Genomic DNA, 25,920 nt, shown 5'->3' on the forward strand with positions numbered 1-25,920 from the left:
TATCCATTCAAAAGATTTCTGGCCCGCTGCGGCGGGCCCATGGGGGAGTTATGTCTATTCTTCAGGGCCGAGTGGCCATCATTACCGGTGCCGGCGGTGGTTTGGGCGCTGCGCACGCCAAAGTATTTGCCGCCGAAGGCTGCGCTGTTGTCGTCAACGATATCAATGAAGCGGCGGCTCAGGCTGTGGTCGACGAGATCACCGCAGCTGGTGGCAAGGCCGTGGTGAATACCTCCGATATTACCAATTACGAAGACAGCGCCAATGCCATCCAGCAAGCCATCGAGAGCTTCGGTGATCTGCATATCGTGCTGAACAACGCCGGTGTGAACCGCGACCGCATGTTCGCGTCCATGACCGAGCAGGAGTGGGACACCATCATGGCGGTGCACCTGAAAGGGCACTTCTGCATCTCTTCCCATGCCGTTCACTACTGGCGTGATCAGGCCAAGGCGGGCAAGCCGGTGGCGGCTCGCATCATCAATACCACCTCTGGTGCGGGTCTGCAGGGCTCCATCGGTCAGTCCAACTACGCCGCAGCCAAGGGCGGTATCGCCGCGCTGACATTGAACCAGGCCGCCGAGCTGGGCCGTTACGGCATCACCGCCAACGCGGTGGCGCCGGCGGCGCGTACCGGCATGACGACCGCAGTGGAAGCCATGGCGACCCGCATGGCCAAGCCGGAAGACGGCAGCTTCGACTACTGGGCACCGGAAAACGTCTCTTCGCTGCTGGCCTGGCTGGCATCCGAGGAAGCGGGCGATGTCACCGGCAAGGTGTTCGAGTCCGAAGGCGGTCGCATCTGTATCTGTGACGGCTGGCGCACCACCGAAGGTGTGGACAAGGGTGACCGTTGGGAACCGTCCGAGCTGGGTGAAGTGGTCCACAAACTGATCAAGGACGCCGTTCCGGCGCAGAAAGTCTGGGGCAGCTGAGGAGCGCTGAAATGAGCAAGATTCCGACATATGTTGAAGGTCACGGCCTGCTCAAGGGCAAGTCCGTATTGATTACTGCGGCAGCCGGGGCGGGCATTGGCTTTTCCGCCGCCAAGCGTGCCGCCGAGGAGGGTTGCCGTGCGCTGATGATCTCCGACATTCATCCGCGTCGCTTGGAAGAAGCGGTGGCCGCGCTGAAGCAGGAAACCGGTCTGGACGCCATCTACGGCCAGCTCTGCAATGTGACTGTGGAAGAAGAAGTCCAGGCACTGGTTGCCGCTGCCGAGGAGCAGCTGGGCGGTGTCGATGTACTGATCAACAACGCGGGCCTTGGCGGTCAGAAAACCGTGGTCGAGATGAGCGACGAGGAGTGGCACCGGGTGCTGGATATCACCCTGACCGGCACCTTCCGCATGACCCGTGCCATGCTGCCGCACATGCAGGCGCGTGGTGCCGGTGCCATCGTCAACAACGCCTCGGTACTGGGCTGGCGTGCGCAGAAAGAGCAGGCACATTACGCGGCGGCCAAGGCCGGCGTGATGGCACTGACCCGCTGCAGCGCACTGGAAGCCGCCGAGCATGGCGTGCGCATCAATGCGGTGTCGCCGTCCATCGCACTGCATGACTTCCTCAAGAAAGCCTCCAGCGAAGAGCTGCTGGCGCAGCTGGCCAGCCGCGAAGCCTTTGGTCGTGCGGCCGAGGTGTGGGAAGTGGCCAATGTGATGATGTTCCTGGCCAGTGATTATTCGTCCTATATGACCGGTGAAGTGCTCTCGGTCAGCTCGCAGCACGCCTAAGGAGATTAAGGATGGCAAACCAGACGTTTGGCAGCGCCGAGGCGCTGCTGGCCGCCGAAGGGATGGATCTGGGCTGCAGCGAGTGGCTGGAGATCACCCAGGAGCGAATTAACCTCTTTGCCGAAGCCACCGGTGACCACCAGTGGATCCACGTGGATCCGGTAAAGGCGGTCGATGGCCCCTTCGGCAAGTGTATTGCCCACGGTTATCTGACCCTGTCGCTGGTGAATCTCTTCCTGCCTCAGCTGATGGAAGTGGAAAACCTGCAGATGGGTGTCAACTATGGCTGCGACAAGGTGCGCTTCCCGGCGGCGGTGCCGGTGGGCAGTCGCATCCGTGGCCGCGGTGAAGTGATCGCCGTTGAACAGATCAAGCAGGCGGTGCAGGCCACCGTGCGCGTGACCGTCGAGATCGAAGGCAGTGACCGCCCCGGTTGCGTCATCGACACCATCAGCCGTTACACCTTCAATCCGGCTCAGTCAGGAGAATCGAGATGAGCGAAGCAGTCATTGTATCCACGGCGCGTACCGCGCTGACCAAGTCGTTCCGCGGCTCCTTCAACGATACCGAAGCGCCGGTGCTGGGCGGCCATGTGGTCCGTGCCGTGGTCGAGCGTGCCGGTATCGAGCCGGACGCGGTGGAAGACGTGATCATGGGCGCAGCGGTGCAGCAGGGCACCCAGGCCTACAACATCGGTCGTCTCTGCGCCTACACCGGCGGTCTGCCGGACAGTGTGCCGGGCATGGCGCTGGACCGCATGTGTGCCTCCGGTCTGATGACCATCGGGGTGGCGGCCAAGAGCATCATCGCTGGTGAAATGAACGTGGCTATCGCCGGTGGCGTTGAATCGCTGTCACTGACTCAGACCAAGCACAAGAACACCTATCGCGCCCAGTCCGAGGCGGTAAAAGAAGTAGTCCCCAGCGCCTACATTCCGATGATCGAAACCGCCGAGATCGTAGCCGAGCGCTATGGCATCAGCCGTGAAGAGCAGGACCGTTACGCCCTGCAGAGCCAGCAGCGCACCGCTGCCGCGCAGGAAGCGGGTCTGTTCGATGACGAGATCGTGCCGCTGACGGCGCAAAAACTGGTGTTTGACGAAGAGCGCAAGCCGGCCGGTCACAAGGAAGTGGTGGCGGACCGTGACGAGTGCAACCGTCCGCAGACCACCTACGAAAGCCTGGCTGGTCTGGCGCCGGTGTGGAAAGACGGTCAGTGGATTGCCGAAGGCAAGCATGTCACCGCCGGTAACGCCTCTCAGTTCTCCGACGGGGCCGCTGCGACCTTGCTGATGAGTCGTGAAGAAGCGGATCGTCGCGGCATTGCGCCGCTGGGTATCTACAAGGGCATCGCCGTGGCTGGCTGCAAGCCTGAAGAGATGGGCATTGGCCCGGTCTATGCCATTCCCAAGTTGCTGGAGCGCTTCAACCTTAAAGTGGACGATGTGGGTCTGTGGGAGATCAACGAAGCTTTTGCCAGTCAGGTGCTGTACTGCCGTGACAAGCTGGGTATCCCCAATGACCGCCTGAACGTGAACGGTGGTGCCATCTCCATCGGCCATCCGTTTGGCATGTCCGGCGCACGGATGGTGGGGCATGCCCTGATCGAAGGCCGTCGCCGTGGCGTGAAGTATGTCGTCATCGCCATGTGTATCGGCGGTGGCATGGGCGCAGCGGGGCTGTTTGAAGTCTGCCCCTGATCGACGGTAAAGGCGTCCTGCGGGGCGCCTTGTCTTGAGAAACGCTCTAATACAAGGACAAGAAGATGAGCCGGAAACTGTTTGAACTTGAGGGGCTGGTCGCACTGGTGACCGGTGCCGGTCAGGGCATGGGGCTGGGCGTTGCGCGTGCGCTGGCGACTCAGGGTGCCAGGGTCGTGATCAACGACTACTACCCGGAGCGTGCCGAGGGTGCCGCTGCTCAGCTGCGTGAAGAAGGCTTTGAGGTCTGCGCCGCGCCGGGCGATATCACCGATGCCGAGGTGCGTGAAAGCATCGTGGCCACCGCTGAACGCGAGTACGGCCCGGTCAATATTCTGGTCAACAACGCCGGTGTTCCTCCCGGCATGCCCAACTCTCTGAGTCACTTTGAAAACCTGGCGGATGAGGACTTTGAACGCCAGCTGGATCTTAATCTGCGTGCCATTCTGGGGTTGACCCGCCTTGTGATGGACGGGATGGTGGAGCAGGGCTTCGGTCGCATCATCATTATCAGTTCCGAGTCCTGGCGTCAGGGCCTGCAGTTTGGCCTGACCAACTATGCGGCAGCAAAATCGGCCGCATTGGGCTTCATGCGGCATCTGGCCCATGAGGTCGGTCGCAAGGGCATCACCGCCAACGCGGTGTCGCTGGGCACCATGAACAACTTCGGCGACTATGCCGAATACGCCAAGGCCACTGCCGTTGGGCGTACCGGTACGCCGGAAGACGTGGGAGCTGCGGTGGCCTATCTGGCGTCCCGCGAGGCGTCCTGGATGTCGGGTCAGGTGCTGCCGCTCAACGGCGGCTCCATTACATCCTGAGACTCGAAACCGATGCGCCGCACGCGAGCCGAAGCCGAGAGCACCCGCCTTGCCATCATGCAAAAGGGGCTGGAGCTCTTTGCTGATCAGGGCGTGGCGGCCACGCGCCTGAGTGATATCGCCAAGGCCGCGGGGTTTACCCGCGGTGCCATCTATTGGCACTTTCGCAACAAATGGCATCTGTTCGATGCGATCTGTGAGCACTATTCAAAGCCGTTCAAGCAGCTGAGTGATGCCTGCCTGTCAGATCAGGAGGCAGATCCGCTGGGCAAGCTGCGTCAGTTGCTGGTCGAGCTGTTGAGCCGGGTCGAGACGGATATGGCCTTTCGCCGCATGATGCTGATGTTTATTCGAGAAAGCTCGGTGAGCTGTGCAGAAGAAGTCGCCGAGCCAGTTGCCCGCTTCATGCAGTACCAACATCAGCGCCGGCTGGGCGTGATTCGAAATGCCATTCGCCGTTGCCAATTACCGGCTTCAACCGACCCTGAAGCCGCCTCCTGGCTGATCAAGGCGATGATTGACGGCTTTGTCACCAGCTGGCTGCAGCGGGCAGACTATTTTTCAATTTCAAGTAATGCAGACGTGTTTGTGGATACGGTAATCGCCAGCCTGAGTGCGTTACAGCCTGTTCCGGACTCTGTCGATGATGAGGTATGTGTGTAATGAGTCGTGAATCGATGGAATTTGATGTGGTCATCGTGGGTGCAGGCCCTGCCGGTCTGTCGGCGGCCTGCCGCCTGATGCAGCAGGCTCAGTCCGCCGAGCAGGAGTTGACGGTCTGTGTGGTAGAAAAAGGCTCTGAAGTTGGTGCTCATATTCTGTCCGGCGCGGTGATGGAAACCCGGGCGCTGGATGAACTCTTTCCCGACTGGAAAGAGCAGGGGGCTCCGCTCAATACGCCAGTGACCGCCGACCGGGTAGTGATGCTCAAGGATGCCGAGCGCGTGACGGCACTGCCCAATGCATTGGTACCCAAGCCCATGCACAACGAGGGCAACTATATCGTCAGCCTGGGCAATGTTTGTCGCTGGCTGGGTGAGCAGGCCGAAGTATTGGGTGTGGAAGTGTTCCCCGGCTTTGCTGCGGCCGAGATCCTCTACAACGATGATGGCAGCGTAAAGGGCATTGCCACCGGCGATATGGGGGTGACCGCTGCGGGCGAGCAGGGCCCCAACTACATGCCGGGGATGGAGCTGCATGCCAAATACACATTATTTACCGAGGGCTGCCGGGGGCATTTGGGCAAGCAGCTGATCAACCGCTTCAAGCTGGATCAGGATGCGGACCCCCAGCACTATGGTATCGGCATCAAGGAGCTATGGGACATTGACCCGGCGAAGCATCAGCCCGGCCTGGTGGTGCACGGCTCCGGCTGGCCGCTGAGCGAATCCGGTGCCAGTGGCGGTTTTTTCCTTTACCACACCGATGACAACCAGGTAGTGGTCGGCCTGATCACCGACCTCAACTACGACAATCCCTGGCTGAGCCCCTTCGATGAATTCCAGCGCATGAAGCACCATCCCGAGATCGGCCAGGTGCTGGAGGGCGGCAAGCGCGTGTCTTATGGCGCCCGTGCCATCACCAAGGGCGGCTTCAATGCACTGCCGAAGATGACCATGCCCGGCGCGCTCCTGCTGGGGTGTGATGCCGGTACGCTGAACTTCAGCAAGATCAAGGGGACCCATACGGCGATGAAATCCGGCATGCTGGCGGCGGAAGCGGTGGCCGAAGCCCTGCTGGCCGGTGACGAGGGCGGGCGTGACCTGACCGCGTTCACCGATGCATTCAAGGCGTCCTGGCTGTATGACGAGCTTTATCGCTCGCGCAACTTTGGCCCTGCGATGCACAAACTGGGTACCTGGTTGGGCGGTGCCTTTAACTATGTGGATCAGAACTGGTTCGGCGGCAAGATCCCGGTCACCCTGCATGACACCGAACATGATCACGCCCAGCTGAAACCGGCGGATCAGTCCCCGAAAATCGACTATCCCAAGCCGGATGGTGTGTTGTCCTTCGACAAGCCCTCGTCCGTGTTCCTGTCCAACACCAACCACGAGGAAGACCAGCCCTGTCATCTGCAACTGAAGGATGCCGGCATTCCGATCAGCCAGAACCTGCCCAGGTTCGCCGAGCCGGCGCAGCGTTTCTGCCCGGCTGGGGTGTACGAAGTGGTGGAGGGCGGCAATGGGCCTCAGTTCCAGATCAACGGTCAGAATTGCGTCCACTGCAAGACCTGCGACATCAAGGATCCGGCCCAGAATATCACCTGGGTGGTGCCGGAAGGGGCCGGCGGGCCGAACTACCCGAATATGTAGCCTTGACGGGCAGTTGCTGTTGAATGTCGGTAACTGCTCAAAAATGATCGTCAAACGCCTCCTTTGTCTTTCGATCTACTTGTGAAACCTGTACGTAGTAACTCGCATTTGTGCTCTATAGTGCTGTGACAGCAGTTTCGTTGAGCGAGCGTAGTGGCCTGACTCGTTGCAGGTTGCGACGTACTGTTAGTTGTTCACCCGGAAACGCAAACGAGGAGAAAACATGACCGATCTATTTGCCTCTGGTCAGTTTGGCGCCGTTACACTCAAGAACCGAGTTCTCATGGCACCACTTACCCGTTGTCGTGCAGACGCTGATCATGTGCCAACGCCCATGATGGCAGAGCACTATGCGCAGCGGGCTTCCGCGGGGCTGATCATTGCCGAGGCGACCATGGCAATGGAAGGCTGTTCCGCCTTCTGGCGTGAGCCCGGCATCTATTCCGAGGCTCAAGTGGCTGGCTGGAAGAAGGTTACTGATGCCGTGCATGCCAGGGGGGGCAAGATTTTCCTGCAGATCTGGCATGGTGGTCGCGCCTGTCATCCACTGCTGAATGATGGCCGTGATCCGGTTGCGCCCAGTGCAATGGCCATCACAAACGATGAGGTGCACACACCGGAAGGCAAGAAGCCCTACACGGTTCCCCGTGCACTGAGGGACGATGAGATTCCCGCCATCATCGAGGGGTTCAGAGTAGCGGCCGAAAATGCGAAACGAGCCGGTTTTGATGGCGTCGAAGTGCATGGCGCCAACGGCTACCTGCTGGATCAGTTCTTGCGTGATGGTTCCAACCACCGTGAGGGGCCCTATGGTGGTTCTGTTGAAAACCGGGCTCGCCTGTTACTGGAAGTGCTGGATGCTGTTACCTCGGTCTGGGGCGGAGATCGCGTAGGGCTGCGCCTGTCGCCGCTGAACAGCTTTAACAGCATGAAAGACAGCGATCCGGTAGGGTTGGTCACCTGGTTGTCCAAACGACTGAATGAGTATGGTCTGGCGTACGTCCACTTAATGCGTGGCGACTTCTTTGGCGAGCAGCAAGCGGATGTGATCACGCCCGTGCGTGAGCATTTCAACGGAAACCTCATTCTGAATATGGGGTACAGCGGCGAAGAGGCCAATGCGGCCATTGAGGCAGGGCAGGCTGATGCCGTCGCGTTCGGGGTGCCTTTCCTGGCCAACCCGGACCTGCCGGAGCGTTTGAAACAGGGTGCGGAATTGAACAAGCCGGATCCCAAAACCTTTTATACCCAGACGGAAGAGGGCTACACGGATTATCCAACGTTGAATGCTGCCGGGTGATTGTAAGACCTTGGATTTCTGGCTGTTTTGGGGTTGCCGATATCAGGTTGGTGTCGATATCAATCGGCTTGTAACGTGTATCGGTCACCCCCGTGAAGACATGATCTGTGTTAATGCAACTGACACCAATGACGAGAGCTCATTGGCTCAGTCAAACTCCACCATTATTCTAGTGTTGGTTATGTGAGGGATTTCTGCCCACGGAGGGTTGTTTGGCATTTCATGCGCTGACGAGGCGACTGCTACTGTGGAGCTGAAGTATTGGACTCTAAACCGCACATCGTAATTGTCGAAGACGATATTAGTCAGGCCAAGATAACAGCAAGAATTCTCCAATCTGAGCAGTATGACGTCACCCTGCTTTATTCCGGAGAACAGCTCGAGGAGCTGCTACGCAAGCGAAATATCGACTTGATCCTGATGGACTGGGTTTTGCCTGGCAAAAATGGATTTGAAACCCTTGAACTCATGCGACGATCTAATGTGGCGGTTCCTGTCATTTTTCTCACTGGTAACAGTGACGAACATCAGATTGCCAAGGCGCTTGATGCAGGCGCAGAAGACTATGTAGTCAAGCCCGTCAGGATTGCTGAGCTACTGGCTCGAATCAGAAAGGTCATCGGGCGAGCGGGTATTGGAAACTCGCCCGCTCAGGCGGTGGAAGGTTTTTTACGAGTCGTTAATGGTGATCTTGTCTCCGGAAACAGTCGACAGCATTTGACTGAATCAGAACGAAAACTGATGTCCCTCTTTCTGAACAATCAAGATGTTCTTCTAAGCCGGAATGATATAGCGGTGAGCTTGTGGGGGACGGATACCAGCAGTGATTCAGGACGTGCCGTCGATGTGACTGTGAGTCGCCTGCGTAAAAAACTCAGCCAGGTTGGGGGGACCCATCTTAAAATTCGAAGCCGCTACGGCGTGGGATACGTGATGGAAAAGGCTACGACTTAAAAACGGCAGGCCGTGAGAGCGTCTGGTTCTGTTTCCTTCCTTCTTGGCTAATCAAAAGCCTGCGCCATCCCTGGCCCTCTTTATTGCGTCAGTTTTTTTGCTTTGACCAGAACTGTTGAGCCAATTCACTGAAGCTCGTGGCAACGCCCAGAACCTTGCTGCTTGTTAGCGCGCTGGTGTTAACGGTTTCAAGGTTTTGCTCAGACATGTCTCTGATCGAGACGACACTGCGGCTGATCTCATCAGCGACTGAGCTTTGCTGCTCTACCGCGGCCGCGATCTGAGTACTCATGTCATTGATACGCTCGATCGCCACCCAGATGGCTTCCAGTGATGAAGCAGCTTCACCGCCCTGGCCGACACAGCTCTGAGTTCTGGCTTCGCCTGCATGCATGGCTTCTACTGCCGAAGCTGAGCTGCGCTGGAGATGGCCGATCATGCTCCTGATCTCTTCCGTTGAGGTGGCAGTTCGGCTGGCAAGCGAGCGCACCTCGTCCGCGACCACTGAAAAGCCACGGCCGGCTTCGCCTGCTCGCGCAGCTTCAATAGCAGCGTTCAGTGCCAGCAGGTTAGTCTGTTCAGCAATCTCGTTGATCACATCCAGTACTCTGGATATGTCATTACTGCGGCTCTTCACATCGTCAATGACCCGTGCCGCTTCACTTATCTCATGTTGCAGCTCTCGAATAGAGGTCACCGTATCTTCAACAACACCCCGCCCGGTCCCTGCCTGGCGTCGACCTTCCTCAGCTGAGCTGGAGGTATGCTGGGCATTATCGGACACTTCCTGGATGCTGGCTGACATTTCATTGACGGCCGCGGCTACCTGGTCTGCTTCGGCAAACTGCTTTTCAACTCCCGCCTTGGAGCGCACGATGGCCTGATCCATCTGATGGGAGCTGTCCATCATCTGTTTGGAGGAGTCGGCAATGCGGCCAATCAAGCCAGCTGTTTCGGACTCCAGTGATTTAAAGGCCAACAGGATTTGCCCCCAGTCATCATTTCTGCCCGTGTAGACATAGCGGCCAACCGGATTGTTAATAACGTCCTGAGCCCTCTTTGTGACGGCTTTCAAGGGGCGCAAACTATAGTGTTGTCCGGCCAATGCGATCACAACGCCCACACCCGCAAGGAGCATTCGAAAGGCATCATCGATGGAAAGCGTAAAGGCCAGGCCAATCGTCATCAGCGGTACCAGCCACCAGAGAAGGATCTGAGTAGTGGCCGACATTTTTGACTTGAGCTGCCTGGGCTGTTTGCCCTCCAGTAGCTTGGGATAGATCTCTTCAGCCCGCTTGACGTATTCACGGCTTGGCTTGCGACGGACGGACTGATACTCGGCGACCGCTCCATTTTTTTCAATCGGCGTTACATAGGCATCCACCCAGTAATGGTTGCCATTTTTGCATCGGTTTTTCACCATACCCATCCAGGACTCGCCCTGACGGACCGATGACCACAAATGCCCGAAAGCGGCCGGGGGCATGTCCGGGTGGCGCACCATGTTATGGTTCTTGCCGATGAGCTCACTCTGTTCAAAACCGCTGACCTTGATGAAGTCATCATTGACGTAGGTAATGGCACCCTTCAGGTCTGTCGTTGAGAGAATGTTGGCGTTACTGGAGTAGTCTTCTTCCACCTGAGAGACGGGCAGGTTCTTTTTCATTGGCCTTTGGCTCCGTTGTTCGATAGGGCAACACGTTCTGCCCTTGTACGCCTGATACTAATGTTAAGGTCAGGGCCGACAATCAAAGTGTTTCCAAAGTGTTACGTTCCATAAGGGCTTATTGGTTCAGCCCTATATTAGAGGTCAATTAAAGCGACAGTCGTTGCTATCTCGTCACTCTGCCTGGCATACCCGGTTTGATGGTTTCCAACCGGTTCCATGGTTATATTGGGCGTTTGCAAGTTGGGTGTGTCTGCGAATCTGAGCAGGGGATTGTTACTTATGAGCCGGTTATGGGCGCTGCTGGTCTTTGGCATCTTGACCGGATGCATGCTGTTGTTAAGTACGCACTGGATGGTCAGCAGTGAGATTCGGCAAGAAATGTTGCTGCATGCTCAAAGGCAGCACGCGTTGGTGCAGGATACGATCCGGCGTTTCAAGTCTAGTCAGGAGAGCCTGATTGGGGCATTGACTCAACACTCTGCGGTAAAAAACTTCGCCAGCGCTGAAGATGATGCTAACGAGCTGCTGCTCCACACAACACATGCACATCAGTCGATAATGCAGTTGCGTGTTCTTGATACCGATGGTCATGAACGATACAGGGTTGATCGAAGTTTAACTGGAACAGTGAAGCTTGTTCCGCAAGAGGAACTTCAGAGCAAGAGCCATCGCTATTATACCCGCTCATTTATGACGCTTGAGAAAGGCGAGATTGGCTACTCGCAGTTTGACCTTAACATGGAGCATGGAAAGCTTGAGCAGCCGTTTAATCCGACCTTGCGAATAGGCACTCCAATCATCCGTGAGGACCGAGTCGTTGGCTATCTGGTTATCAACTATTACATGGAAGGTTGGGACGATTATTTCGGCAGCTTCGCCGACACTGATGTGTTTATCGTGGACCAGGATGATCATTTCCTGCATCACCCCGAAGGTGAATGGGCCTGGTCAGGGTATAGTGAACCTCCGCGTACGGCTGGTCAGTATTTCAAAGGGTTGAATGCAGGTGACGTGTTGCAGGGTCGAGATGCTGTCAGCTGGATTGACGATTCGACAATAGCGCTGCCTCTGGATCTCTTTGGCCAATCCGTATTGGCTCTCTACCGTCAGCGCACGCCTGTTGATTCACTGGTATTTGAAAAGCTTTATCAGTTTGGGGGCATTTCACTGGTCGCGCTACTGCTGGTGATGGTGCCTGCAGGCCGATTGATATATGTGGGGTTTCGGCAGGTTCAGGAAGAGCGAGATAAAGAGCAGGAGCAGGCTTACTTCATTCAGCAGGTGTTTGAAAATACGTTTGATGGTCTGGTGGTGCTCAGTCCTCAGGGGACGATAGTGCGCGCAAACAGAGCCGTATCGGAGGTGTTTGGTTACTCATGCGAAGAACTGTTGCGCCAGAATATCAATGAACTGGTGGCGCTGCCTCACCGGATGCAGCGCGATGCCGGGCTGAATGGGTTCTTAGCCCACTCAAGGTCCTTGGCCGGTGAGGACCGAGAAGTAGAGGGATTTCATGCTGATGGCTCTACCTTGCCGGTATCCATCGCCTTCACCCAGGTCAGCATTGGGCGGGCACCTCATTTTATTGGCACCATCCGCGACCTTTCATTGATCAGAAGCCTTGAGCAGGAAGCGCGCCAGAAAGAGAGCATGATGACTCATCAGGCCAAGCTTGCGGCCTTGGGTGAAATGCTGGTCGCCATTGCACATCAGTGGCGTCAGCCGTTACATGGAATTGGGCTGATTGTTCAGGATGTTGTTCTGGCTCATGAGAAGGACAGGTTGACGCCTGATTATCTTCACGAGGCCCAGGATGAGGTGATGGGGCAGCTTGAATACCTGTCCGATACGATCGATGAGTTCAGGCGCTTCTTCGGAGACGAGGGGCGCGTGCAGTCGTGCAATCTTGCTGGAGTCGTGGCTCAAATTCAGCGCTTATTCAGTCCCCAGCTAAAAGCACATAGCCTGGGCCTGGCGTATCGGCTTGCGTCCGATGCAGCGTGCAGCAAGGAGGTTGAGCTAACTGACCTGGTAAGGCTCGATGAACTCACCATTACCAACCGGCCGGCCGAAATCAAGCAGCTCTTGCTCAACCTGATTGCCAATGCACGAGAAGCAATAGAGCAGCTCGAACGTCCTGCCGCATCTCAGCAGGTCATCACCATTGAGTTTTCGGCATCGGGCAGTCACGTTTTCATTTCGGTGATGGACAGAGCGGGCGGAGTTGATACCGACCTGGCATCGCGAATGTTTGAGCCTTATGTCACGAGCAAGCGAAATGGCACCGGGCTTGGTCTGTTCATTGCCAGAGCGCTGGCAGAGCGGCGTTTGAATGGTGAGCTCAGCTATACACGCTTAAAAGCAGATGAAAGCCAGCCACACTCTGGAAGCTGTTTTACGCTCAGCTTGCCCAGGTTGCTGGAAACGCCTTTCGAAGGTGGAACCTCCTGATAATGCATCCGTTTCAGTCTCCCCAGACAGGGTGTTTTGCAAGCATGCGACAGAGCTTTTCTCAGAAGTAAGCCAAGGTTGTTGGTACGGATCGAAGCCGTTTACGAATGCGACCCAAATGATATTCAATCGCGGCATGTAACAGTATGGCTGCTATTGTAAAACGTATGAACACCTTCATACGCCTTTTGCTTCAGTAGCGAGTGACGATCATGAAATGGCCAGCGTGGGTAACTGTGTGGCTGGGCCTTTGCTTGCTGGCGGTACCTTTGACAAGCTGGTCGCTGGAGTCTGAGCCGCAAGCCTACAGGTATTTGACCGAAGATGAGCAGGCTTGGCTTGAACAGCATCCGGTCATACGAATAGGCGTGGACCCGGACTGGCGGCCATTTGAGTTCGTTGACCCGCGGGCCGGATACCAGGGCATTATCGCTGACTACGTAGGGCTGTTATCGGAGCGACTTGGGGTTCAGTTTGAACCTCAGCAGGCAGCAACCTGGAGCGAGGTGCTCGCTAAATACGACCGTGGCGAGATCGACTTGATTCCCGGGTTGTCTTCAACCTTCGAACGCCGTAAGCGTTTTCTGTTTACACAGCCGTACATGAATATACCCACGGTTGTGATTACACGCCGTGAAACGCAGGTTTTACCGAGTCTGCTGGCATTTCAAAGTCTCAAACTGGGCGCTGTTGAAGGTTATGCCGTAACGGACTGGTTGTCAGAAAACTACCCGGATGTCAGCCCGGTTCTGGTCCGGTCGATCAGCCAGGGGTTGCGGCAAGTTTCAGATGGCGAACTGGACGGTATGCTGGTCAACCGGTTTTCAGCGCTTGAGCGGGCCGATGCTCTGGGAATAACCAACCTCAAAATCAATTCGACAACCAGCTTTACCTATTCGTTATCGCTCGGGGTTCGTCAAGACTGGCCTGAGCTGGTGCGTATTCTCGATAAAGCACTTGCCAGTATCGAACCTTCCACAAAGGATGCCATTCGTAACGATTGGATCGGCGTCAGGCTGGATTTGACAGCAGGCCTGGGGCTTGAAGACAAGGAGTCGGTACCGCTTCTGCTGTTGGCCTCCATAACGCTAAGCATTTTGCTTGGCGTTGTTGTATTGAGCGGGTTTTTGGTCCGTCACAAGGCGGATGCGCTCGCATTATACCAGTCGGGCAAACTCCGCCTGTTCGGGGTGCTGGGTATCGGCTCCGTACTAATGCTGGTGCTTGCCCTGGCGTGGTATTCGCTTCAGCGTGAGGAGGCGATTGCACGCCAACGTGCTGCTGAAGGCATCAGCAGTGTGCTCCAGTCAACACATGATGCGCTCAGGTACTGGGTGGCAGGGCAGTTAAGGATGGTTGCACTGATCGCAAATGAAGTGGACGCGGGTGCTTTCCTCGTTTCTGAAACTGCAACGGCTTCTGTAGAAAGAAGGAGTGCGCCCGGCAGGTCTGAGCTCGGCATTCCCGAAAGTATTCCAAACGGCTGGGAACTGACGCTGGCTTTACGTGATGAGACCCTTGTACTGGATGGTGGTGCACCTGTTGGCCAGCTTATGAAACAGGGTCTGAAAACCGCTCTTGATGATGGAATTCCTGTTTTTATTCCGCCGCAAAGGGAACCTGGCACAGATAGGGTTCGCCTCTACTTTGCGGCCCCCGTCAAGGATGAGCAAGGGAGGGTGGTAGCAGCCGTTATTGCAAGTGTGCCCCCTCGGAGCGAGTTTGCGCGTATTCTGCTCAATGGTCAGATTGGCTCTAAAGGGGAGACCTATGCACTGAATGCCCAGGGTTACATGATCTCTGAAACACGTTTTGGCAAGGCGCTTGAGAGGGCGGGCCTGCTTGAAGATGGGCAATCCAGCATTTTGAATCTCAGGTTGGCTAATCCTGCGTTTTTGGTGGATGGAGAAAGTGGGTATTCAGGGAGGCAGGAGTCAGTAGTGCTGACCCGTGTTGGCCAGGCTCTGGCCACTGGCGGGACCGGCATGCTGCTTTCGGGAAGTGAGAGCTATCGCGGGGTGCCGGTGCTCAGTGCCTGGCGCTGGGATGCGGATCTGGGGCTGGGGTTGATTACGGAGATGGATGAGGCGGAAGCCCTGGCGGGCTATCGAGTGTCACGAAACACTCTCTACTCGGTTGTTGGCGTAACGCTTTTCCTGACGATCTGGCTGATGGCCTTCAGTGCGTGGATTGGGGACAGGGCAAACCGAGCTTTGGCTCGGTCCAGAGATGAGCTGGAAAGCAAGGTGGAGGCGCGCACTTGCGAGCTGAAAAAAAGCCGGGAGCAGTTTCATGCGCTAATGGAATCCGCTCCTGATGCGATGATTGTGACGAGCGAATCAGGAGAAATCCTGATGATTAATCGTGAGGCAGAGCGCCTGTTTGGTTATGAGCGCAACGAGATGATAGGCCAGCCTGTTGAGATGCTGTTGCCCAGTGAGGTGCGGTATAAGCACGTAATTCATCGTCACAAGTTTTCTGGTGAGTCCCGGGCAAGTCCATCGGGGCAGACGCCGGTGCTGAAGGCTGAAACAAAAAATGGCACGCTGGTGCCGGTTGAAATCAGTTTAAGTCCGATAGAAACCGATGATGGCCTGGTGGTGGACATCGCGTTAAGGGACGTAACGAAACGCCACAAGGCGGAGATGGAGCTGGCCAGGGCCAAGGAAGTGGCTGAAGAAGCTACCCGGGCGAAATCCCGTTTTCTGGCGAATATGTCACACGAAATTCGCACCCCGATGAATGCAATCATGGGGATGTCATACCTGGCACTTCAAACCAGCCTTGATCCTCAGCAGCGGAGCTATATTCAGAAAGTCCATCGTTCGGCCGAAGCGTTGCTGGGCATCCTGAATGACATTCTGGATTTTTCAAAAATCGAAGCCGGCAAGTTGCAACTTGAGCAGACCGGTTTTCGTCTTGAGGACGTTCTGGACAACCTTGCCAGCCTTATAGGCCTGAAGGCCGATGAAAAAGGCCTCGAGCTGGTGTTCGATTATCCTCCCGACTTACCCAGCGCGCTTGTGGGAGACCCGCTGAGGCTTGGACAGATCTTGATCAACCTGGGTAACAATGCCGTCAAGTTTACCGAAGCCGGTGAGATCGTGGTCAGAGCCCGGGTAGCCGAGGAGTTTGATGAGAGCCTGGTGCTGCAATTTGATGTGCAGGACACGGGTATTGGTATGACGGCTGAACAGCAGGCAAGACTATTCGCCTCTTTTTCACAAGCCGATTCATCCACGACGCGCAAGTATGGTGGCACAGGCCTGGGACTGGCAATCAGTAAAGGCCTCATTGAACGTATGGGGGGCAGGGTTTGGCTCGAGAGTGAGCTTGGGAAGGGCAGTTGCTTCCGTTTTACGGTACGACTTGGCAAACAGAAGCCTGCAGTCATCACCCGGCAATCAGAATGCTCAGCGCTGGGAGATATTCATGTGCTTCTAGTGGATGACAACGAGGCTTCCAGAGATGTTTTGACAGCGATGTTGACATCCTTTGGCATGCGCGTTGATCGGGCTGAGAATGGTGATGCGGCGCTTGACAAGCTTGAGGCTAACCTCGAGCACGACTCTTATCAATTGCTGCTGCTGGACTGGAAAATGCCCGGAATGAATGGCGTAGAGCTTGCAAAAACAATGCAGGAAAGGGCCTGCGCTGTCAGGGTGCCAGTCATCATTATGACTACCGCCTATGGGCGGGAAGAAGCGCGGCAAGCAGCAGCGGGAGTCGATATAAGCGGTTTTATCAGCAAACCGGTAACGCCCTCAAGTTTACTGGACGGGATCATGGTGAGCCTGGGGCACCAGGAGGCTGCCTCCAGTACCCGGTACACTCACCGTGATGATGTCAGCACCTTGAGCAAAGGCCTTCAGGGAGCCCATCTCCTTGTCGTTGAAGATAACGACTTGAATCAGGAGTTGGTACTTGAATTGCTCAATACACACGGAATTACTGCAGAGCTGGCAAAGAACGGGAAGGAAGCGCTGGACTGGTTGTCCAAAGAGGCCTTTGATGGCGTGCTAATGGACTGCCAAATGCCGGTTATGGATGGTTATGAGGCGACTCGGCAGATTCGCCAGAATCCTGCATGGGAGGCGTTGCCTGTACTGGCCATGACCGCGAACGCAATGGCCGGGGATCGTGAAAAGGTGCTGGCAGTGGGCATGAATGACCACATCAGCAAGCCAATCAATGTACGAAACATGTTTGAAACCCTGGCGAAGTGGGTACGCCCGCTTCACCCGGACGCACGACCCGTTCAGAGCAGGGGGGATGCTCGGTCTGAGAACCCCGGTGACAGTCTCCCTGATTTGCCAGGTATTGATCTGGCCGCGGGACTGGCAACCTGTGAGGGGAATAGGGCGCTTTATCGCAAGCTGCTGTTGAAGTTCAAAACCGGACAGAGCGCGTTTGCTGCCAATTTCAGAGATGCCTGGGGCTCTGGTGACACTGTGGAAGCTGAGCGTTTGGCCCACACTCTCAAAGCAGGTGCCGGAAGTGTGGGGGCGCTCCATGTGCACGCAGCAGCGGAGTCTCTTGAGAGGGCGTGCCAAGCAGATGCTCGACATGACAAGGTTGAAGGCCTCTTGTTGGCGCTGGAACCAGAGCTCAAAACTGTCTTGAATGGGTTGAGCGGGCTGAGTATTACCTCGCAGGGACAGGCAGTGGATCAGCAGGCGTTTGATCGCGGGCGGGTGCTCGAGCTGCTGGCTGAGATGACTTATTTCGCCGAGATGTCCGATACTCGAGCGAAGGATATGCTCAAGGCGCTGAAGGCACTTCGCGGTAGTCGAGCCTATGGCAAAGCACTTGATGAAATATCATCCAGGCTGGATGAATATCATTTCGACGATGTTGTTCAGTTGTCCAGAAAGCTCAAGCAAGGCCTGGAGAAAAGACGGGTTTGATTATGCAAAAGCTACGGGCTCGATCTTCGGCTATTATTCAAGCGTGATAAGGAAATTGAGAGGTGCTCTGACTTGCCACACTGCCAGAGGAAAGGTGCCTGGTATGGCATGCTGTCCATGTTTCAGCAGCACCTAAGGGCAGCCCGTGGTGTAGAAGAGGTGCCAGCTCATGGCCGAAGAAAATACTAGTGCGACGATTTTGATCGTTGATGATACACCGGAAAATATCGATATCCTCAACGACATTCTGAGGCCCTCCTATCGGGTAACAGTAGCTCTGAACGGCATGAAAGCCATTGCCATTGCAGCAAGCAGCCCTCCGCCCGACCTGATTTTGCTCGATATCATGATGCCCGAAATGGATGGCTATGAAGTGATTCGACGGCTGAAGAGCAACCCTGCCACTGCCCGGATCCCCGTGATTTTTGTCACAGCCAAGACAGACGTAAGCGATGAGGAAAAAGGCTTGCAGCTGGGAGCTGTTGACTACATCAGCAAGCCAATAAGTCCGCCAATCGTCAAAGCCCGCATAAAGACGCACCTTGCGTTGTATGACCAGAACCGTGCGCTTGAAAGCAAAGTCCGGGCTCGAACTGCAGCGCTGAGGGACTCCCGGCTCCAGATCATCAGGCGCCTTGGAAGGGCCGCAGAGTTCAAGGATAACGAGACCGGCCAGCATGTGATGAGAATGAGTCATTACGCACACATTCTCGCTGCTGCGAGGGGCATGGATGAGGCCTGGTGCAGTCTGATTCTGGAAGCGGCACCCATGCATGATATTGGCAAAATCGGTGTGCCAGACCAGATTCTGTTAAAGCCTGGCAAGCTGACTCAAGAGGAGTGGAGCATCATGAAGCGGCACCCGGAGTTCGGAGCCGAAATCCTGGGGCGCCATGACTCGGACCTGCTCCGGATGGCGCGCAGTATAGCCCAAAACCATCATGAGAAATGGGATGGCAGCGGTTACCCCGGAGGCCTGAAAGGGCAGGATATCCCGATTGAAGGGCGTATTGTAGCTGTGGCCGATGTGTTTGATGCGCTAACCACGGAGCGCCCTTACAAGCATGCCTGGCCGGTGGATGAGGCTCTTGATTACCTGCGGCAGGAGGCCGGACGCCATTTTGATCCGGACCTTATTCCTCTATTCATGGACTCTCTGCCATCCATCCTGGAAGTGAAGGCCCGTTATGCCGAGCACGTTCCTCTTGATGATGTGAATTGATCAGGCATTGGTGACATCTGCTTTTTGGCAACAGCTCGAAGCCCTGACAGTGGACTCGCCAGTTAATGCTTATCAGCATGCAGTTATTTCTCACTCTGCGGTACAGGGCTTTTGAGTCCGTTCAAGGGAATAACTAAACAGTTTTTCCAAGATTAGTATTTTGCATTTACCACGCGCACCAGTATCCCGCCGAACGCAATCTCACCAATAGAAATTCCAATGATTTTAAGGGCCTGCCCTGGTTGCCAAGTCTCGCTTCACGTTTCCCCTTTAGCGCTTTTCACGTTGAGCCTGCTCTGGCTCAAAACCACCCGCATACCACCGCCCCAAGTGCCCTTGAGCGCCTTGCATCCACTGGTCTTACTACCTATAGTGTCGCTTAGTGGGAAAAAGTGGATCAATGTGGGGAATTTTGGGTGCTGCGGTGGGAATAATGTTCCGCGGAGTGAATCCGATCAATCTGGACGCCAAGGGTCGTATGGCATTGCCGTCTCGCTATCGCGAGTCGGTGCGAAGCCATTGCGAGGGCCGCATGGTGGTGACGATTGATACCGAAGACCCTTGCCTGCTGCTGTATCCACAGCCTGAGTGGGATGAAATCCAGGCAAAAATCGACAGCCTGCCCAGTTTCAACAAGTCGGTTCGGCGCATTCAGCGTCTGCTGACCGGGCATGCGACGGATCTGGAGCTGGACGCCAACGGGCGAATGCTCCTGCCGGCGCCGCTGCGGGATTATGCCCAACTGGATAAAAAAATCATCCTGCTGGGGCAGGGCAACAAGTTTGAAATCTGGAGCGAAGCGCTCTGGAACAGCACTCGGGACGAGTATCTGCAGGCGGAAGACAGCGAAGACATTCCGGCTGAATTGCAGACTCTGTCGCTTTAACTGACGGACTGGAAATACGATGAGTCAGACATTCAGCCATATCACCGTGCTGTTGGACGAAGCTGTACGCGAGCTGGTGCATGATCCGGACGGGTTCTATATCGACGGAACCTTCGGCCGTGGTGGCCACAGCGCGAAGGTGCTTGAACAGCTGTCCGATCAGGGGCGGCTGATGGCGATTGACAAGGACCCCGAGGCAATCGCGCACGCCCATCAGCGTTTTGGGGATGATGCGCGTTTCAGTATCGAGCATGGTTCCTTTGCCGACCTGCAATCTTTTGTTGAGCAGCGGGGCTTGATGGGACAGGTCAGCGGTGTACTGCTTGATCTGGGCGTAAGCTCGCCGCAGCTTGATGACCCCGAGCGCGGGTTCAGTTTTCTGCACGATGGGCCGCTGGATATGCGGATGGACACCACCTCGGGGGAGAGTGCAGCGGACTGGATCAACCGCGCACCTGAAACCGAAATCGCCGATGTGTTGTTCCAATACGGTGAAGAGCGGTTCTCACGCCGGATGGCCCGTGCCATTGTCGAGCAGCGAGCTGAAGAGCCCATCACCACCACGGCGCGACTGGCCCGGATTATCTCCGAAGCAAATCCGCGCTGGGAAAAGGGCAAGCACCCGGCGACTCGTGCCTTTCAGGGTATCCGCATCCATATCAACCGTGAGTTGGCTGACGTCGAGGCCTGTCTGGACCAGGCGCTGGAGGTGCTGGCACCCGGCGGCAAGCTGGTCGTGATCAGCTTCCATTCACTGGAAGACCGTTTGGTGAAACGCTTTATCCGTCGTCATGTGAAGGGCGACGAGCACCTGCCGCCCGGCGTGCCGGTAACGGACGACATGCTCAAGCGCCGTCTGAAGTCAGCCGGCAAGGCAGTCCGTGCCGGCAAGGATGAACTCAATGTGAACCCGCGTGCACGCAGTGCCGTGATGCGAGCAGCTACCAAGTTGACATGAAGGTGTTGGCAAGGCTGAAACAGCGACTGAACCCTGCCCGTCTCTGGGCGCCTGTCGGTGAACGGCTGGGTCGGCTGAAGCGGGACAAGCCGCAACAGGCTGAGGAAAAGGGCGAAGAGCTGCCGATGTTGTCCGGTGGCGAGCTGCTGGCGCCGGTCTCACTGGTCGCAGGGCTGACGCTGCTGGTGATGATCAGTGCCATGATGGTGATTTTTTCAGCCTACGAGTATCGCCGCTTGTTCAACCAGCATCAGGTGTTGGTCAGTCAGTGGGACGAGCTGCAAGTGGAATGGGGGCAGTACCTGCTTGAGCAGAGTGTCTGGTCCTCGCACAACCGAATTGAAACCCTGGCGGCCGACCAGTTGAACATGGTCGTGCCGGACACAGAAACCATCGAGATCGTACGCCATGAGCAACGCTGAAGATCCGATCATGCAGACACACGCAGCACGCAGCTGGCGTATCTGGCTGGTCGTCTTCCTGCTGGTGCTGATTGTGGCGGGGATCACCTCCAAGCTGTTTTCGCTGTACGGTGACGATCAGGAATTCCTGCGCAGTCAGGGGGATGCCCGTACCCTGCGTACCATGCTCATCCCGGCCCACCGAGGCCTGATTACGGACCGCAATGGCGAGCCGCTGGCTGTCAGTGCGCCAGTTGCTACGGTGTGGGCGGATCCGCTGAGAACAGATCTGCAGAATGCGGGGCTGGAACGTCTGGCTCGGCTGCTCGATCTGCCGCCGCGAGCACTGATGCAGGATCTGAAAGCCAACCATGAACGCCGCTTCATGTACCTCAAGCGTCAGGTTACGCCGGAGCTGGCTGAAGCGGTTGAGGCGCTGGATATTGCCGGTATTCATGTGGATCGTGAGTACAAGCGTTATTACCCGGCAGGGGAAGTCACAACCCACCTGGTCGGCTTCACCAACGTTGATGGTGAGGGCCAGGAAGGGCTGGAACTCGCCTACAACCAGAGCCTGCGGGGGGAACCGGGACGCAAGCTGGTGCTCAAGGACCGGGTGGGGCGCACCATCAAGCACATCCGCTCCCTGGAAGCCGCCGACCCCGGTGAAGACCTGCAGTTGAGCATTGATCTGCGCGTACAATACATGGCCTACCGTGAACTGAAAGCGGCGGTCGAAGTCCATCAGGCCGACTCGGGCTCGGCCGTGGTACTGGATACACGTACCGGAGAGGTGCTGGCGCTGGTTAACCAGCCGTCCTACAACCCGAATGACCGTGCCAGTCTCGATACGTCTGCGCTGCGCAACCGGGCGCTCACCGACCTGTTTGAACCCGGCTCTACCATCAAGCCCTTTACCGTGGCAGCCGCCATGATGAGCGGTGATTACACCCGTGAATCCATTGTCGATACTTCACCGGGATACATCCGAGTCGCCGGGGCCAGTATCAAGGATCACCGCAATTACGGCGAGCTGGATCTGACCGGTATCATTACCAAGTCGAGCAACGTGGGTGTGACCAAACTGGCCCTGTCGATGGAGCCGGATGCCGTGCGCAACCTGTTGCAGAACGTAGGTCTGGGTCGGGATACCGGTACCGGCTTCCCGGGTGAGCGTACCGGTGTGCTGCCGTTCCTGCAGGAGCGTCAGCGCGTGGAACGGGCCACCATGTCTTACGGCTATGGTCTGTCGACCACGCTTTTGCAGCTGGCGCAGGCCTATGTGCCGCTGGCGGCTGACGGCATGATGCGCCCGGTCACCCTGCTTAAACAGGATCAGTCACCCGCGGGCAAACGTGTGATGCCGCCGGGTATCGGGCCTCAGGTATTGGAGATGATGGAAACCGTCATCGGTCCCCGGGGGACAGGGCGTCGTGCAGCCGTTGATGGCTACCGCGTGGGTGGCAAGACCGGTACCGTCCACAAGGCCAGTGCCGGCGGCTATGCAGAAGATAAATATGTAGCGGTGTTTTCCGGTGTGGCTCCGATCAGTAACCCGCGGCTGGTGATCGCGGTGATGGTGGATAACCCCAAGGGACAGGAATATTACGGTGGTCTGGTGGCGGCGCCAGTGTTTTCGCGCATCGCATCCGGAGCACTGCGGCTGTTGAACGTGGCGCCGGACAAGTGGCCTGAGCCGGCAGAAGACCAGGTGGCGATGCAATGAGCACAGAACCCAAGCGCTTGAACCAACTGTTGGCCGATATTGAGTGTCAGGAAGGTGGCCTCTACGCCGAGGCACCGCTGATCAGCAGTCTTGCGCTCGACAGTCGTCAGGTTGAGCCGGGGTGTCTGTTTTTCGCCCGTCAGGGCAGCCGGGTAAAAGGCTCGGACTTTATTCCGGACGCGCTTGAGCGCGGCGCTGCAGCGATCATGGTTGCAGCCGGTGAGCTTGATTCAGAGGCACGTCAGGCGATCAAGGTTCCCGTGCTTGAAGTGGAGGACCTGGATCGGTGTATCGGTCAGGTGGCAAGCCGCTTTTATGATTCGCCCAGTGACAGTCTCAAGGTCATTGGCGTAACCGGCACCAACGGCAAAACCTCCTGCGCCTGTTTTCTGGTGCAGGCGCTTGAGCAGTTGGGGCACCGTGCCGCTTTGATCGGCACCCTGGGTAACGGTTTCTGGGGCGAGCTGGATACGGCCACCCACACCACGCCTGACCCGATCAGTCTGCAGCGGCTCATGGCCCGGCTGAGAGATGGCGGTGCCGAGTACATTGTGATGGAAGTGTCCAGCCATGCGCTCGATCAACAGCGCGTCAGCGGCATCCAATTTGCGGCGGGTGCGTTCACCAACCTGACGCGGGATCACCTGGATTACCACGGCGATATGAACGCCTATGGTGATGCCAAGGCCCGACTGTTTACCGACTATCAGCCGCCGGTTCAGCTACTCAATCTGGATGATGTTTTTGGTCGCACGCTCTGGGAACGGCTGGAGCCGGCCCCCGGTCGTGTGCTCGGATTTGCACTCTCCGAGCCCGGCGCGGATCTGACACTTGAGGGGCTTGAGTTCAACCCCTCAGGCATCGCCTTTACCTACAAGGGCGTGACCGGTGAGGCACGCGTTCAGGCACCGGTCATGGGCAGCTTTAATGCCAGTAACCTGCTGCTGTGTGCTGGTTTGCTGGAAGCACTGGGCTTTGAGGTGGCGTCCATCGCGGCAGCCCTGTCAGGGATCGAGCCGGTGCCGGGGCGCATGCAGCCTCTGCCGAAAGTGGAGGGCAAACCGGCCGTTGTCGTGGATTTCGCCCACACGCCCGACGCCCTTGCGCAGGCACTGCAGGCGCTTCGTCTGCACAGTGGCCCCAAGGGGCATCTTGTGTGCGTATTTGGCTGCGGCGGCGATCGCGACACCGGCAAGCGCAGCGAAATGGGTGAGCTGGCGGCGAAGCTGGCCGACCGGGTGCTGGTAACCAGCGACAACCCGCGCTCGGAAGCACCGGAAGCGATCATCGCGGACATTCTGGCGGGCGTCCCCACGGGGGTGGATGTTGAAGTGGAAGTTGACCGCGCCGTTGCCATCCGTCGGGCCGTTGCGACCTCAGGCCCCGAGGATGTTGTTCTGCTGGCAGGGAAAGGACATGAGCCCTACCAGGAAATTCAGGGTGTGCGTCACCCGTTCAATGATTTCGACCACGCCTGGCATGTATTGAAAGAAGGAGCTGAGGTATGATGCGCGCCCTTGAGTTGAGTGAGCTGGAAGCGCCGTTACAGGCACAACGGCTGGGGGGCGACTGCCAGGTTGAGCGTGTGGTAACAGACAGCCGTCAGTTGGCGGCAGGTGATCTGTTTGTGGCGCTCAAGGGCCCGAACTTTGACGGGCACGATTTTGTCGGTGCTGCCGCAATGAAGGGGGCTGCTGCCGTGCTGGTTGACCATGCGGTCGAGACCAGTCTGCCGCAGTTGGTTGTCACCGACACCTTAAAAGCTCTGGGACAGCTGGGCGCTTACAATCGCTCACTGTTCCGGGGTGCCGTGTTTGCCGTTACCGGAAGCGGCGGCAAAACCACAGTGAAGGAGATGCTGGCCGGCCTGCTGTCTACGCGTGGAGACGTGCTGGCCACCCGAGGCAACCTCAACAATGAAATCGGGGCGCCGCTGACGCTGCTGGAACTGGCACCCGGGCACACGGCTGGCGTGATTGAGCTGGGCGCGAATGCTCAGGGCGAGATCGCACGCACGGTGTCTTATACGCAGCCGGATGTGGCCATTCTGAACAACGCCATGGGGGCTCACCTTGAGGGCTTTGGTGGCATTGAAGGCGTGGTGAAGGCCAAGGCCGAAATCTTTACCGGCCTGAAAGAAGGCGGCGTTGGTGTGGTCAATCTGGACTCGCCCTACGCAGCGGTCTGGATGGAAGGGCTGGCGCGACTGAAACGCCGTGTATTTACCTTCGGCGTGGAGAACGGGGCTGCTGATCTGAGTGCCAGCAAGCTCGAGATGAACGCTGATGGCAGCTGGCGTTTTGAACTGGATGACGGCACCGAGCGCCTGCCGGTCAGCCTTCAGGTGCTGGGCCGACATAACGTGGCCAATGCCACGGCGGCTGCTGCAGCCTGGGTTGCGGCGGGTCAGCCACTGTCCGCAATCAAGGGCGTGCTGGACCAATTCAAGCCGGTGTCGGGCCGGTTGAGTCCGCACCGACTGGCCGGTGGCGCGCTGGTGATTGATGACAGCTACAACGCCAACGCGGATGCGATCAAGGCAGCGACGGACCTGCTGGCACAACTGCCCGGTCAGCGCGTGCTGGTGCTGGGTGATATGGCCGAGCTGGGTCAGGAATCGGAGCGCCTGCATGCCGAAGTCGGCCGTTACGCCGCTGAGCGTGGCGTCGAACAGCTACTGGCGACCGGCCCGCAGATGGCAGGCGCCGTGGCGGCGTTCAACAATATAAAAACGGGGGCGCAGCATTTTGCTGCGCAAGAGACATTGATCGAGCGCTTGCGCACGCTGCTGACACCGGAGACCTGCGTTCTGGTGAAAGGGTCCAGAAGCGCAGCGATGGACAGGGTGGTAGACGCCCTGTTGAAAGGGGAAGACTGAC

Annotated in this window: 19 protein-coding genes; 18 read left to right on the forward strand and 1 reads right to left on the reverse strand. The window is 57.2% G+C overall.

Translation table 11 applies throughout. The annotated features are described in order from the left end of the window. Window positions 1–50 precede the first annotated feature (50 nt). The 9 genes from H9C73_RS02075 to H9C73_RS02115 all read left to right on the forward strand — a co-directional run bounded on the left by H9C73_RS02075 (window position 51) and on the right by H9C73_RS02115 (window position 8,821). A complete protein-coding gene (locus H9C73_RS02075; RefSeq protein WP_209286123.1) occupies window positions 51–935 on the forward strand; it encodes an SDR family oxidoreductase in 885 nt (294 codons plus the stop codon). 11 nt (window positions 936–946) lie between these two features. Further along, window positions 947–1,732: an SDR family oxidoreductase gene (locus tag H9C73_RS02080; protein WP_209286124.1), complete on the forward strand. Its 786-nt coding sequence runs from the start codon at window positions 947–949 to the stop codon at window positions 1,730–1,732. 11 nt (window positions 1,733–1,743) lie between these two features. After that, window positions 1,744–2,229, forward strand: coding sequence for a MaoC family dehydratase (locus H9C73_RS02085; RefSeq protein WP_209286125.1), 486 nt, complete (start codon window positions 1,744–1,746; stop codon window positions 2,227–2,229). Continuing rightward, window positions 2,226–3,431 (forward strand): acetyl-CoA C-acyltransferase, encoded by a 1,206-nt coding sequence (locus tag H9C73_RS02090; RefSeq protein ID WP_209286126.1) that lies wholly within the window; start codon window positions 2,226–2,228, stop codon window positions 3,429–3,431. The genes H9C73_RS02085 and H9C73_RS02090 overlap by 4 nt, the downstream gene beginning before the upstream one ends. A 65-nt stretch (window positions 3,432–3,496) precedes the next feature. Then, window positions 3,497–4,252, forward strand: coding sequence for an SDR family NAD(P)-dependent oxidoreductase (locus tag H9C73_RS02095; protein WP_209286127.1), 756 nt, complete (start codon window positions 3,497–3,499; stop codon window positions 4,250–4,252). Window positions 4,253–4,264: 12 nt separating this feature from the next. Continuing rightward, window positions 4,265–4,915, forward strand: a complete 651-nt coding sequence (locus H9C73_RS02100; RefSeq protein ID WP_209286128.1) for a TetR family transcriptional regulator — start codon at window positions 4,265–4,267, stop codon at window positions 4,913–4,915. Then, window positions 4,915–6,567: an electron transfer flavoprotein-ubiquinone oxidoreductase gene (locus tag H9C73_RS02105; RefSeq protein WP_209286129.1), complete on the forward strand. Its 1,653-nt coding sequence runs from the start codon at window positions 4,915–4,917 to the stop codon at window positions 6,565–6,567. Before H9C73_RS02100 ends, H9C73_RS02105 begins: the two co-directional genes overlap by 1 nt. Window positions 6,568–6,790: 223 nt before the next feature. After that, window positions 6,791–7,867, forward strand: a complete 1,077-nt coding sequence (locus tag H9C73_RS02110) for an alkene reductase (RefSeq protein ID WP_209286130.1) — start codon at window positions 6,791–6,793, stop codon at window positions 7,865–7,867. 261 nt (window positions 7,868–8,128) lie between these two features. Next, window positions 8,129–8,821: a response regulator transcription factor gene (locus H9C73_RS02115; protein WP_209286131.1), complete on the forward strand. Its 693-nt coding sequence runs from the start codon at window positions 8,129–8,131 to the stop codon at window positions 8,819–8,821. Window positions 8,822–8,909: 88 nt separating this feature from the next. Here the strand turns inward: H9C73_RS02115 and H9C73_RS02120 are convergent, their stop codons facing one another. Continuing rightward, window positions 8,910–10,487 carry a methyl-accepting chemotaxis protein gene (locus H9C73_RS02120; RefSeq protein ID WP_209286132.1) on the reverse strand — a complete coding sequence of 526 codons (1,578 nt, stop codon included), beginning with the start codon at window positions 10,485–10,487 and terminating at the stop codon, window positions 8,910–8,912. A gap of 282 nt (window positions 10,488–10,769) precedes the next feature. Between H9C73_RS02120 and H9C73_RS02125 the strand changes: the two genes are divergently transcribed. The 9 genes from H9C73_RS02125 to H9C73_RS02165 all read left to right on the forward strand — a co-directional run bounded on the left by H9C73_RS02125 (window position 10,770) and on the right by H9C73_RS02165 (window position 25,919). After that, complete coding sequence (locus tag H9C73_RS02125; protein WP_209286133.1) at window positions 10,770–12,941, forward strand: PAS domain S-box protein; 2,172 nt, start codon at window positions 10,770–10,772, stop codon at window positions 12,939–12,941. A gap of 212 nt (window positions 12,942–13,153) precedes the next feature. Continuing rightward, on the forward strand, window positions 13,154–17,848 hold the full coding sequence (locus H9C73_RS02130; RefSeq protein ID WP_209286134.1) for a response regulator: 4,695 nt from the start codon (window positions 13,154–13,156) through the stop codon (window positions 17,846–17,848). Window positions 17,849–18,017: 169 nt separating this feature from the next. Further along, entirely contained in the window at window positions 18,018–19,070 is a 1,053-nt protein-coding gene (locus H9C73_RS02135) for a response regulator (RefSeq protein WP_209286135.1), read from the forward strand. A gap of 433 nt (window positions 19,071–19,503) precedes the next feature. Further along, window positions 19,504–19,956 (forward strand): division/cell wall cluster transcriptional repressor MraZ, encoded by a 453-nt coding sequence (mraZ, locus tag H9C73_RS02140; RefSeq protein ID WP_209286136.1) that lies wholly within the window; start codon window positions 19,504–19,506, stop codon window positions 19,954–19,956. Between the two features lie 19 nt (window positions 19,957–19,975). After that, complete coding sequence (gene rsmH / locus H9C73_RS02145) at window positions 19,976–20,914, forward strand: 16S rRNA (cytosine(1402)-N(4))-methyltransferase RsmH (protein ID WP_209286137.1); 939 nt, start codon at window positions 19,976–19,978, stop codon at window positions 20,912–20,914. Then, window positions 20,911–21,336, forward strand: coding sequence for a cell division protein FtsL (ftsL, locus tag H9C73_RS02150; protein WP_236014027.1), 426 nt, complete (start codon window positions 20,911–20,913; stop codon window positions 21,334–21,336). The genes rsmH and ftsL overlap by 4 nt, the downstream gene beginning before the upstream one ends. Next, window positions 21,323–23,041, forward strand: coding sequence for a peptidoglycan D,D-transpeptidase FtsI family protein (locus H9C73_RS02155; protein WP_209286138.1), 1,719 nt, complete (start codon window positions 21,323–21,325; stop codon window positions 23,039–23,041). Before ftsL ends, H9C73_RS02155 begins: the two co-directional genes overlap by 14 nt. Then, entirely contained in the window at window positions 23,038–24,549 is a 1,512-nt protein-coding gene (locus H9C73_RS02160) for a UDP-N-acetylmuramoyl-L-alanyl-D-glutamate--2,6-diaminopimelate ligase (protein ID WP_209286139.1), read from the forward strand. The genes H9C73_RS02155 and H9C73_RS02160 overlap by 4 nt, the downstream gene beginning before the upstream one ends. Continuing rightward, window positions 24,546–25,919, forward strand: coding sequence for a UDP-N-acetylmuramoyl-tripeptide--D-alanyl-D-alanine ligase (locus tag H9C73_RS02165; RefSeq protein ID WP_209286140.1), 1,374 nt, complete (start codon window positions 24,546–24,548; stop codon window positions 25,917–25,919). Before H9C73_RS02160 ends, H9C73_RS02165 begins: the two co-directional genes overlap by 4 nt. Window position 25,920 lies beyond the last annotated feature (1 nt).

The organism is Marinobacterium alkalitolerans (assembly GCF_017776525.1).
In the GTDB taxonomy this organism is placed as follows: Bacteria; Pseudomonadota; Gammaproteobacteria; order Pseudomonadales; family Balneatricaceae; genus Marinobacterium; species Marinobacterium alkalitolerans.

What these genes read in the sequence shown, in the direction of transcription:
- H9C73_RS02100 (WP_209286128.1), top strand. Translation starts at nt 4,265, where the DNA reads ATGCGCCGCACGCGAGCCGAAGCCGAGAGCACCCGCCTTGCCATCATG.
- H9C73_RS02095 (WP_209286127.1), top strand. Translation starts at nt 3,497, where the DNA reads ATGAGCCGGAAACTGTTTGAACTTGAGGGGCTGGTCGCACTGGTGACC.
- H9C73_RS02075 (WP_209286123.1), top strand. Translation starts at nt 51, where the DNA reads ATGTCTATTCTTCAGGGCCGAGTGGCCATCATTACCGGTGCCGGCGGT.
- H9C73_RS02155 (WP_209286138.1), top strand. Translation starts at nt 21,323, where the DNA reads ATGAGCAACGCTGAAGATCCGATCATGCAGACACACGCAGCACGCAGC.
- ftsL (WP_236014027.1), top strand. Translation starts at nt 20,911, where the DNA reads ATGAAGGTGTTGGCAAGGCTGAAACAGCGACTGAACCCTGCCCGTCTC.
- H9C73_RS02130 (WP_209286134.1), top strand. Translation starts at nt 13,154, where the DNA reads ATGAAATGGCCAGCGTGGGTAACTGTGTGGCTGGGCCTTTGCTTGCTG.
- H9C73_RS02105 (WP_209286129.1), top strand. Translation starts at nt 4,915, where the DNA reads ATGAGTCGTGAATCGATGGAATTTGATGTGGTCATCGTGGGTGCAGGC.
- H9C73_RS02160 (WP_209286139.1), top strand. Translation starts at nt 23,038, where the DNA reads ATGAGCACAGAACCCAAGCGCTTGAACCAACTGTTGGCCGATATTGAG.
- H9C73_RS02165 (WP_209286140.1), top strand. Translation starts at nt 24,546, where the DNA reads ATGATGCGCGCCCTTGAGTTGAGTGAGCTGGAAGCGCCGTTACAGGCA.
- H9C73_RS02125 (WP_209286133.1), top strand. Translation starts at nt 10,770, where the DNA reads ATGAGCCGGTTATGGGCGCTGCTGGTCTTTGGCATCTTGACCGGATGC.
- H9C73_RS02085 (WP_209286125.1), top strand. Translation starts at nt 1,744, where the DNA reads ATGGCAAACCAGACGTTTGGCAGCGCCGAGGCGCTGCTGGCCGCCGAA.
- H9C73_RS02090 (WP_209286126.1), top strand. Translation starts at nt 2,226, where the DNA reads ATGAGCGAAGCAGTCATTGTATCCACGGCGCGTACCGCGCTGACCAAG.
- H9C73_RS02120 (WP_209286132.1), bottom strand. Translation starts at nt 10,487, where the DNA reads ATGAAAAAGAACCTGCCCGTCTCTCAGGTGGAAGAAGACTACTCCAGT.
- rsmH (WP_209286137.1), top strand. Translation starts at nt 19,976, where the DNA reads ATGAGTCAGACATTCAGCCATATCACCGTGCTGTTGGACGAAGCTGTA.
- H9C73_RS02080 (WP_209286124.1), top strand. Translation starts at nt 947, where the DNA reads ATGAGCAAGATTCCGACATATGTTGAAGGTCACGGCCTGCTCAAGGGC.
- H9C73_RS02135 (WP_209286135.1), top strand. Translation starts at nt 18,018, where the DNA reads ATGGCCGAAGAAAATACTAGTGCGACGATTTTGATCGTTGATGATACA.
- H9C73_RS02110 (WP_209286130.1), top strand. Translation starts at nt 6,791, where the DNA reads ATGACCGATCTATTTGCCTCTGGTCAGTTTGGCGCCGTTACACTCAAG.
- mraZ (WP_209286136.1), top strand. Translation starts at nt 19,504, where the DNA reads ATGTTCCGCGGAGTGAATCCGATCAATCTGGACGCCAAGGGTCGTATG.